This window comes from Bacillus sp. ISL-46 (assembly GCF_018613205.1).
The window spans coordinates 22,310-28,776 of record NZ_JAGGQR010000031.1 but is presented as its reverse complement, the minus strand read 5'-3'; the positions used below and the strand labels follow the sequence as shown (position 1 = coordinate 28,776).

General features: G+C 36.6%; 4 protein-coding genes. All 4 read left to right on the top strand.

The features are described from left to right. Window positions 1-1,079 precede the first annotated feature (1,079 nt). The 4 genes from J7E67_RS16715 (at window position 1,080) to J7E67_RS16700 (ending at window position 6,384) form a co-directional block, all read left to right on the top strand. Window positions 1,080-2,912, top strand: coding sequence for a XylR N-terminal domain-containing protein (locus tag J7E67_RS16715; protein WP_214718499.1), 1,833 nt, complete (start codon window positions 1,080-1,082; stop codon window positions 2,910-2,912). 321 nt (window positions 2,913-3,233) lie between these two features. After that, on the top strand, window positions 3,234-4,436 hold the full coding sequence (locus tag J7E67_RS16710; RefSeq protein ID WP_214732405.1) for an acyl-CoA dehydrogenase family protein: 1,203 nt from the start codon (window positions 3,234-3,236) through the stop codon (window positions 4,434-4,436). A 24-nt stretch (window positions 4,437-4,460) separates the two neighbouring features. After that, on the top strand, window positions 4,461-5,438 hold the full coding sequence (locus J7E67_RS16705) for a catechol 2,3-dioxygenase (RefSeq protein WP_214732404.1): 978 nt from the start codon (window positions 4,461-4,463) through the stop codon (window positions 5,436-5,438). 127 nt (window positions 5,439-5,565) lie between these two features. Continuing rightward, the gene (locus J7E67_RS16700) at window positions 5,566-6,384 is read left to right on the top strand and encodes an alpha/beta fold hydrolase (RefSeq protein ID WP_214732403.1); all 819 of its coding nucleotides are present in this window, start codon (window positions 5,566-5,568) and stop codon (window positions 6,382-6,384) included. Window positions 6,385-6,467: the final 83 nt, after the last annotated feature.

Sequence of the window (6,467 nt, the reverse complement as noted above, 5' to 3'; positions counted from 1 at the left end):
GCAGGTGGACGAATTAAAAAAAAGGAATTAAAAAATTCTCATCAAATCAGTCTGAATACAATATCTTGAGGTGTTGCCACCATGAATTTTGAATACAAAGAAACTGGAACTTTTAATGCAGAAAAGGCAGCAAAAGGTCTGATCGAATTAGCTCAGAAAATCAAGAAGGGTGATAAGAAGAATGATAAAAAAGTAAGCTGACTCATGACCAATTAGGACATGAGTTTTCTTTTTTTAGTAGCCAGTAAAAATTGCAAATTAACAGATGTTACATGATAGGACGGAGCTTCATAAAGTTCAAGAAGAAATGGACTATGAAGAAAAAGTCTTACTCGCATATTACGATTTAAAACTAATTGAATATGCTGAGAAAATGGTAGAACACATTAGGAAAATATATGATTTCGATTCCTCTGCTAACATTCCTTCTGAACAATGGTAGTGGCACCTTGATAAAATCGTTAATGGAGTAATGAGTTTTGGAGTATCATCAGAAATCAGGAAGGTCATGTAACTGGAGTCACAATTGATCAAAAAACAATTAATTAGACATAAATGATAAGCTGCAACCTTGGCATGAGTTCTGTATTGAATCGAACTCATGCTTTTTATCTTATCTTGTCTTTATCTTGTTTGTTTTGGGAATTTATCGGCTAGCCAATAAAAATGGATACTTTACTTTTTCCTGGATTAGTCAATATTAATTGACCAGTACACCACCATACTACCAAAACGGTAAGAGAGGTAGAAAGATACTAGAAGAATCATTCCGTTTGATAATCAAATAGGAAATTTAAATCTATTAAATCAAGTCCTAATATTATTTCAGAGCTATAAGAACATCGTTCCTACTATCTAAACTAAGTAAATAAAATTCTGAATATTATGTTATAATACTCAATAAATAATTCTTCGTAGTTGTTTGAATAATTAAATAATACATAATGAAAGTCTTTCCATCTTTAATTGAGGAAAAAACATGAAATATTAAATGGTGCCTGTCACCTGTCGAATGCTACAAATTTCGAGTGGTGACAGGCACTTTTTCAAGAGCACAGAACAAGGGGTTGAGTAAAAAAATGAGTATTAAGCGAATGCACATAAAGAATGCTTTTGAATCACCTAAAGAAACAGTTTTGAATGAATTTTATGAACGAATTATTTCAATCCCTATTGAAGCAAGAACAAATTTGAAAAATGAACTCATTAATGTAATTGGCGTTGAACGAACAAGGGGCGTGTTTATTCGCTACGGCTGGCATTGTGGAGTGAGTGATGCGGAAAAAGCCATGTCGTTGCAATGGGACGATGAGTTAGATTTGGTATATGCAGGTCCTAAATTTCACAAGTTGCATGGTTACTTAGATAAAGTGGAAATTTTGGAAATGAGTTTTGATGAGCAAAAGAAATGCAATTTTATAGAAGTCCTTTGGATTAATACGTTTGAGGCATCTCAATATTTAAAAGCCAAAGGCCTCAGTGAAGAGCCTGTTTGTCACACCTTGTGTGGATATGCAAGCGGTTACCTGTCAAACGTGCTGCAACAGCCTATCCTTGTTAAGGAAGTAGAATGTCGCGCGATGGGCCACGAGCAATGCAAATGTATTTGTATGCCAATAGAAAAATGGGGAGAAGAAATTACGAGTGATCTGAGTTACTATCAAGCGAATAGCATGATCAAGGAACTCGATGAAATAACAGCGAAATTAAAAATGGAGCGGGACCATTTAAGTAAAGCGAGCGATATACACCGGCAATTAATTGAGGAACTACTGTCGAACCAAGGGTTACAAAAAGTTGTTGATATTTTATTTGAAACGACTGGTTTAACAGTCATTATTGAAGATGAATATAATCAAATCATTGTAAAATCAGGAAACCTTCCGAATCCGCTTACTTTAAATACATTTAGAGATTCGAACACTACATTTGTACGTTATTCAGAAAAGCTTTCATTGTTACGCACTCCAATTTTTTATGGAGAGCAAATTAAAGGCTATTGTTCTTTTGTTTTTACAGGAGAGAATCAGCCGAATGAGCTTGATTATATGATTATTGAAAAGGCAGCAATCACGTCTTCGCTTATATTATTGAATGAAAGTATAAAAGTTACAACGGAGCAAACGATTAAACGGAGCTTTTTAAATGATATCTTGGAAGGTCGATTAGCAAAGGAAGAAATGTATAAAATTGCCTATTATTTAGATTTCAATCCTTCCTCGACCTATTGGATGTTAACGTTTGAACGATTTGTAAAGGAACCAAAAATTGAACATGAAATAGCGTTTAATGAAGAATTGATTCGTCATATTCATTTATTTTTGAAAGAGCGCTCGATCAATTCAATCGTTTCACAAAAACTCAACAAAATTATTATATTAATTGAGTACCCAGCTTTTGAAAGTTTGCATATATCACAGTCTACGTTTATTGATCAATTGTTAAAGCATTGTTCACGGCGCTTCCCAAAATATAGGATTTCTGTCGGTGTTAGCTCTGTCATCCAGGAGTTTTCACAAACTGTCACGCTATACAATGAAACATTGGCGGCATTACGTGCAACAAACAATCGAAAAAATGTATATTACTTCGAAGAGCTAGGCATTGAAAGTGTTTTATTCCAAATACAGGATGATGTGTTGATTGAGCGCTTTGTGAATCAACATATTGGTAGGTTGTTAGAAGTAGATAGTAATGAATTTGAGTTAATAAAAACGTTATTTGCATATATAGATAGTGGAAGTAGTATTAACGATACTGCGAAGGAATTATCCATGTCGATTAGCGGATTACGCTATCGACTGGCCAAAATTAGTGAGATTTTAAACCATGATCTGAATGATACACAATATGCCTTCACACTTTATTTAGCAATCAATATTTTAAAAGCAAAAGGAAAAATTGAGATGTAACTATAAGCCTTGCCCATTAACTTGTTGATGGGCAAGGCTTTTTCGTAGTTAAATAATGAAAAAAGTTTGTTTGATTCATCATTTTACAATAACTATCTAGCTAACTCCGTTTCTTTTGTAACGGTTAGAAATATAAACTTATCATGATTTAAGCAATCCAATTAAATATATAAAGAAAATATTTAATAGGAAACGTTTTAAAAACAATCTAAATTCAGTATCTATCGTAGGTATATTTAAAATATTCTAAATATTATAATTCAAATCAGTAGCAGATGCTTGATAGGATTTGAAAACGTTTACTTATGAGGAGGAAGGTATATGGCAGTTAATCTTTTAGAAGTTAAAAAGGCTCCCAACAAAGAAGAACTTCTTAGGAGGGCAAAGGAGGTCGGTTTATTAGCTGAAAAATACGCTTTAAAGGCAGATCAAGATTCGAAGCTTCCAGATGAAGTAATTGAAAAAATAAAAGAAGCTGGGTTTCATAAACTCTTACGACCAAAAGAATATGGCGGTCAAGATTTAGATTACTTTACTTTTGGTGAAATGATCCGCACGATCGCGAATCATAGTATCGCTGCCGCATGGTTAAGTTATTTCTTTGTTATTCATGAAACCTGGGTTGCGTTTTTACCAAAAGAAAGCCGTGATGAATTGTATGGACATGGTGGCTTAATGGCAGATGTATTTGCCCCTGTCGGGAAAGTAACAGAAGATGGCGAAGGCTATCGCCTTTCAGGGCAATGGAACTTCTGTAGTGGAGTGCTTTGGAGTGATTGGATTGGACTAGGCGCAATCACCAAGCTAAAGGATCGGACAGAGCCGGAATATTGTTTATTTATTTTGAATAAAGAGGAAGCAGAAATCGTCCATAACTGGGATGCAATGGGGTTGCGTGGCTCAGGAAGTAACGCGGTGAAAGTTGACAACGTTTACATACCGCCGAATCGAATTTTCCATGCAACACGTGTCATTAACGGTGCAGGCCCAATAGATAGTAATTTTGAGCCTGACTATCAAATTTTCAATGTACCATATATCCCATGGTTCTTAATGGGCTTCCAATTTATTCAGATTGGCGGCATTGAACGATTGATTGATATTTTCCAAGAAAAAACACAAAATCGGATTCGTATTTTTAACAATAATTCAAATGAAAAAGAAGCAGCTAGTAGTCAACGCGTACTGGCGGAATTAAAACTACAATTAAGTTCTTTAAAAGGCTTAGCAAATGATTACGTTGAAAGGTTAACGTATTATCAACAAAATCGCATTCGTACATTGGATGAAGAAGAGCGTGAAAGATTGTTCGGGATTCGTGGGCATATATCAAAAACGACTTCAGAGATGGCGCTCCGTATTTTACTAACTTTAGGTGGAAACTCCGTATTTAAAGGGCAGCCTACCGAATTGTTTGTGCGTGACATTATGACAGCGGCTTCTCATCCGACGCACCATTACGAAGATGCAATGGCATCATACGGCAAGTCAATCTTTGGCTTTAAAGGAAACCCAATTTGGTAAATAAAACTTTGGAGGGAATGTGAAATGATGAAAGAACCTATTTTTGATGTGGCACATCTGGCACATATTGAAATTTATAGTCCTAAAGTAGAAGAGTCTGTTTGGTTTTTTAAAGAAATTTTAGGGATGGAAGAATCGCACCGTCAAGGTGATTCTGTTTATATGCGTGCTTACGAGGATTTTTATCATCATACACTGATAATTACCAAAAATGATGAAGCGGGTCTTGGGCATGTGGCATGGCGTGCCACTTCTCCGCAAGCTCTAGAGCGTCGTGTACGAGAGATTGAAGCGACAGGTTATGGAATGGGCTGGATTGAAGGCGATGTCGGTCATGGACCAGCCTATCAATTTACCACACCAGATGGTCATAAAATGGAAATTCTTTGGGAGGTTGAATATTTCCAAGCGAATGAGGAACAAGCTACACCACTCTTAAACCGTCCACAAAGGCGTCCACGTCGCGGTGTGCCAGTACGTCGCTTAGACCATGTGAATGTCCTGGCGAGCGAAACAAATAAAAACGTTGAGTTTTTGGAAAATGCGCTTGGATTTAAAGTGCGCGAACGTATTCTAAATGATGATAATACAGATGTAGCAGCATGGTTAAGTTCTAACTCATTAGTGCACGAAGTTGCCATCATGGGAGACGCATTAGCTGAAAAAGGAAGATTACATCATATTTGCTACTGGTACGGCTATCCCCAACATTTAATGGATGTGAGTGAATTATTGGTGGAGCATGGGTTTAAAATTGAAGCAGGTCCTGGCAAGCACGGTGTCTCTCAGGCTTACTTCCTATATGTGATCGAACCTGGGGGCAATCGTGTTGAATTATTCGGTGACACGGGTTATCAAATTTTTGACCCAGACTGGAATACGGTTGAATGGAAAGGGAAAGATTTAGAGCATGCAATTATTTGGTACGGCTCTAATTTACCACAAGAGTTCTTTGAATATGGAACACCAGTGAAGAAAAAGGCAGTTGCACCACTAAAATAAATGCTGGTGAATAATTAATGGTGAGCTTCTCCAATGTACAAGCTCACCATGTATGGAATGTAAAAGCGAGAGGAAGCTTTCAATAGTTTCCTCTATCTTTATTAGTAGATGGAAGGAGCAATGCGTTATGACGATTATCTCAAAATATATGGATGTGAATGGGATTAACACACACTATCATGAGGAAGGGAGAGGAGCAGAAAAAATTATTTTAATACATGGGTCAGGACCAGGTGTATCTGCCTTCGCAAACTGGCGCTTAATTATCCCACGCTTAAGTGAATCCTTTCATGTATTTGCACCAGATATTATTGGTTTTGGTAAAACTGATAAACTCCCCAATCATCAATATACCGTTGAATTGTGGGTACAACATTTAATTAGCTTTATTGAATCCGTGTCGGATCAGCCTGTTCACTTAGTCGGCAACTCAATGGGCGGTGCATTAGCGCTTCATGTTGCCTATCAAAGACCGGACCTTGTGAAAAAATTAATTTTAATGGGTAGTGTTGGCATAAAGCACCAAATTTCAGAAGGGTTAGAACGTGTTTGGGGGTATGAGCCAAGTTTGGAGTCAATGCGAGAATTAATTGAATTATTCTCATACGATGAAAAAGCAGCGAAAAATGAAGAATTAGTCCGTCTTCGCTATGAAGCTAGTATTGAACCTGAGGTGAAAGATGCATTTTCGGCAATGTTCCCAGAGCCTCGCCAACAAAAACTGGACGAATTGGCGTTAACCGATGAACAAATTCAAAGTATTAAAGTACAAACACTATTATTCCATGGCTTGAATGACAAGGTTATCCCCATTGCAGACACAAGCTATCGTCTTATTGAATTGCTTCCGCATGCAGAACTACATGTATTTAATGAGTGCGGGCATTGGACACAAATCGAAAAAACCGAGCCGTTCGTGGAGAATATTTTAAGATTTATTAAATGATGTCTCATAAAGATGAGCCCTACGCGTATTGGAGGATTTCGAAAAGTAAAGTGGGTAATTTCAATATTCTTACTAATATAAAA

Bases quoted from the DNA above. Each gene is read 5' to 3' on its own strand.
- J7E67_RS16710 (WP_214732405.1), top strand. From the start codon at position 3,234: ATGGCAGTTAATCTTTTAGAAGTTAAAAAGGCTCCCAACAAAGAAGAA.
- J7E67_RS16715 (WP_214718499.1), top strand. From the start codon at position 1,080: ATGAGTATTAAGCGAATGCACATAAAGAATGCTTTTGAATCACCTAAA.
- J7E67_RS16700 (WP_214732403.1), top strand. From the start codon at position 5,566: ATGACGATTATCTCAAAATATATGGATGTGAATGGGATTAACACACAC.
- J7E67_RS16705 (WP_214732404.1), top strand. From the start codon at position 4,461: ATGATGAAAGAACCTATTTTTGATGTGGCACATCTGGCACATATTGAA.